The organism is Synergistaceae bacterium, from assembly GCA_012728235.1.
In the GTDB taxonomy this organism is placed as follows: Bacteria; Synergistota; Synergistia; order Synergistales; family Synergistaceae; genus JAAYFL01.
This window is the reverse complement of sequence record JAAYFL010000089.1, coordinates 1-2,945: the sequence shown is the minus strand read 5'-3', so window position 1 is coordinate 2,945 and position 2,945 is coordinate 1. Positions and strand designations below refer to the sequence as shown.

Here is a 2,945-nt window from a genome sequence, read left to right as displayed (position 1 = left end):
TGCTACTGTTTATAAAAATAATAAGAAGATTCCCAATAAAAGTTATAGTATCATATATTTCTGTTATTTTCCACTATCCTTATGCAAGTATGGACTGGACGATACTTGGGATGTAGACCAAGCAAGAGCCGCTGCACCAAGGTTTGAGGTGTAGCGGCTCTGTTTCGGGATTAGCAGATTTTATTGAGTTGCTAATTTTAAGCTCTTGGGGATGATGTGTTTACAATCTTCAATGTATTATTACTCTATTTCAAATACAGCATAATAAACCTTTTCATCATAGTCACCTGTTTTACGAAAATCCGTAATTGATTTGCCAATCCGATATGAGCCTTTTGAAAGTTTACCATATATCCATTGCCAGTCAACTTTCCATTCTACGGTATCATCCGTAGGGATGCGCCATGCCTCAGATGTCCATGCGATATCATGCTCTTGGGGTAGATGCATAAGGGATACCCATTTATTTGTTTGATATTTTTCCACCCAGTAATGGCTGCCTGTCTGTAAATCCCCAGTAGGAGCTCCATCTTTTTGCGTATAAGCAATCGTCAGACCTTTCGGGGTCACATCAACAGTCGATAAAGTTATCCCCCATGTGTCATCCTTGATTGTATCTTGCTGAAATGATTTCACAAGCTCATCATACAGTTCATCATTCAATCTGACATATCGTCCGTCTTTGCCAAATTGCAAAACAGGCCTTCCATCAAGTAAAAAGGCATAATAATCTTTCCTTGTGCTATCTTCTGCAATGAGATAGTGAATATGATAATAGTTATCTAAAGTATCAATATCCACACCCTCGAAAGCAGCAGAAATTGCTAAAGAGTTCATAACAATTTGTTTGGCGAGGTCTTCGTTTTCAAGGGTAGCAGATACCGTTCCATTAGCTACTTTGGAAATAAACGGTTCTGTATCCTTAACCTCAACGGTAGGTTCAACATAGGAGGTATTAGGAACAGTTTTATCGAAGCTATTCTCATAGATGTCAAGAAAGCGTGATACAAAGACACAGCGAGCAAGCATTTCGGGATCCCCTTCGTTGTATCCCATTTGGATACCGTACACCTTATACATCTCATAGTTTTTATGTGAAAATGGTTTTAAGTCATTTTCTGATTTTATGAGTTCGATAGTATCGGCATAAAGCGTTTCAAAAGTTGCAAATGCCTTGTGAGGATCTTTAAATACTGCTCTACCGTATTTATCAGCACCAATGACAAAATCTTCGCTGATTTCGGTGTATTCTTCTGTATCAACAGACCCTAAAATGCCCGTTGCTCCGACAACATACTCTTGCACATACGGATTTTGGATTGTTGTCCCAGCTGGATTGCTTACAAGACAAAATATAGCTACAACACAAAGCAGTGCAGTTATCAAAACCATCCAAAACTTTGGCCTTTTATAATTCAGCACATTTTTTACTCTGCTTTTTGTATCGCCCTCTCCAAAGGCGAGGGGCGTTGCGTGTATCATTTTTTTGGTGGTCGAAAAACGCAAAAGGGACTGGGAATATTCCGCTTTGATATCGGTGCCTATGCTTTTCATCACGGCCTCATCACAAGACAGCTCCATGTCCTTTCCCGAAAGAGCAAAGGCAATCCACACCAATGGGTTAAACCAATGCACAGACAATGCAATAAAGCCAAGTGTCCTTGTGATATGGTCAAGTCTTTTGATATGGCACAGCTCGTGGCGAATAATGTAGTTTTGCTCATTTTCTAAAAGTGAGGACGGAAGATAAATCTTAGGCTTTTTCACACCAAGTACAAAAGGTGTAGAAATATGGTCAGCAAGATAAATATTTTCTTTTAGCGGAGTGAGGTGATTAAACTGCGCTTTAATTTTATAAAGGAAATTATACTGTATATAGCCATCGCCACAATACCTGAAATCCAAATAATCTCACCGATAAAAAGCCAAACTTGAATCGGATTAATACTTGCGCCTACATCTGTTGGAGCTGGCAAAATAGGGTTTATCATATTATCGACGACCGTCATCCCTGTGCTAATTTGCGGTGTTTGACTGTAAATAATATCTTGCGAAATAGGTTGTTTGCCGATAGGAATAAGACTTAACGCACTCTCGAAGGATAAAGGACAAAGTAGTCTTAACAGCACCACACCCCATAAGGCATAGGAGAAAACCTTAGGTGATTTTTTCAAAACAAGCCTTGCTAACAGCACAAAGACAATCACATAGCTTGCAAAAAGGCTCATATTAAGAACCGATAAAAACAAATCATCAAGCATTATTTCCCCTCCTTGTATCTATCAATAAGTTCTTGTATTTGGGTAACTTCTGCATCAGATAAATCTTTTCTTTTTGAAAATGCAGCCAAAAATTTGGGAAGTGAACCCGAGAATGTTTCCTCCACAAACTTTTCACTTTGCATCGCCATATATTCGTCCTTAGAAATAAGAGAAGTAACCGAAGAATTTTCATTCTTGAAAAACCCTTTTTCGCACAGTTTCCGAAGAACCGTATAGGTTGTAGGCTTTTTCCATACAAGACTGTCTGTCGCAAGTTTTACAAGATCACCCGAGGAAATCGGCTCGTTGTTCCAAATTAAGTCGGCAAACTTCATCTCTAATTCACCAAGTTTATAATCTATCATCTTAAAACCCTCCTGTGGTTTATTGTCAATAGCTCGTTAATTTAAGGTTTTATAATCACTGTCTTTATGCAAGAATACTCTGGACTATCTTGGGGATGTGACGAAAAGCGCAGGCTGGCTCTTTATTTTGTAAACCCGGCCTGCTAATCTTTATTATTAGAACCTATTAAAATATTTAAGTATAGATTAGTAGCTTTTTTAATTATTTCAAAAAGTTATTGACATATGCCATAAACGGTGTATAATAAGAATAAATGGCATATGCCATAAACCATAAGGAGGTGAATAGCATGCCAAGAATAGATGGAACTGGCCCAAT

At 38.2% G+C, this 2,945-nt stretch carries 3 protein-coding genes; all 3 read right to left on the bottom strand.

Translation table 11 applies throughout. The features are described 5' to 3' along the window. Positions 1 to 240 precede the first annotated feature (240 nt). Genes GXZ13_06030 through GXZ13_06020 form a run of 3 tightly spaced genes read right to left on the bottom strand, consistent with a single transcriptional unit; the run spans position 241 to position 2,626 of the window. Positions 241 to 1,905: a M56 family metallopeptidase gene (locus GXZ13_06030; GenBank protein ID NLX75372.1), complete on the bottom strand. Its 1,665-nt coding sequence runs from the start codon at positions 1,903 to 1,905 to the stop codon at positions 241 to 243. After that, positions 1,818 to 2,261 carry a hypothetical protein gene (locus GXZ13_06025; GenBank protein NLX75371.1) on the bottom strand — a complete coding sequence of 148 codons (444 nt, stop codon included), beginning with the start codon at positions 2,259 to 2,261 and terminating at the stop codon, positions 1,818 to 1,820. The genes GXZ13_06030 and GXZ13_06025 overlap by 88 nt, the downstream gene beginning before the upstream one ends. Continuing rightward, entirely contained in the window at positions 2,261 to 2,626 is a 366-nt protein-coding gene (locus GXZ13_06020) for a BlaI/MecI/CopY family transcriptional regulator (GenBank protein NLX75370.1), read from the bottom strand. The genes GXZ13_06025 and GXZ13_06020 overlap by 1 nt, the downstream gene beginning before the upstream one ends. Positions 2,627 to 2,945 lie beyond the last annotated feature (319 nt).

What these genes read in the sequence shown, in the direction of transcription:
- GXZ13_06025 (NLX75371.1), bottom strand. Translation starts at nt 2,261, where the DNA reads ATGCTTGATGATTTGTTTTTATCGGTTCTTAATATGAGCCTTTTTGCA.
- GXZ13_06020 (NLX75370.1), bottom strand. Translation starts at nt 2,626, where the DNA reads ATGATAGATTATAAACTTGGTGAATTAGAGATGAAGTTTGCCGACTTA.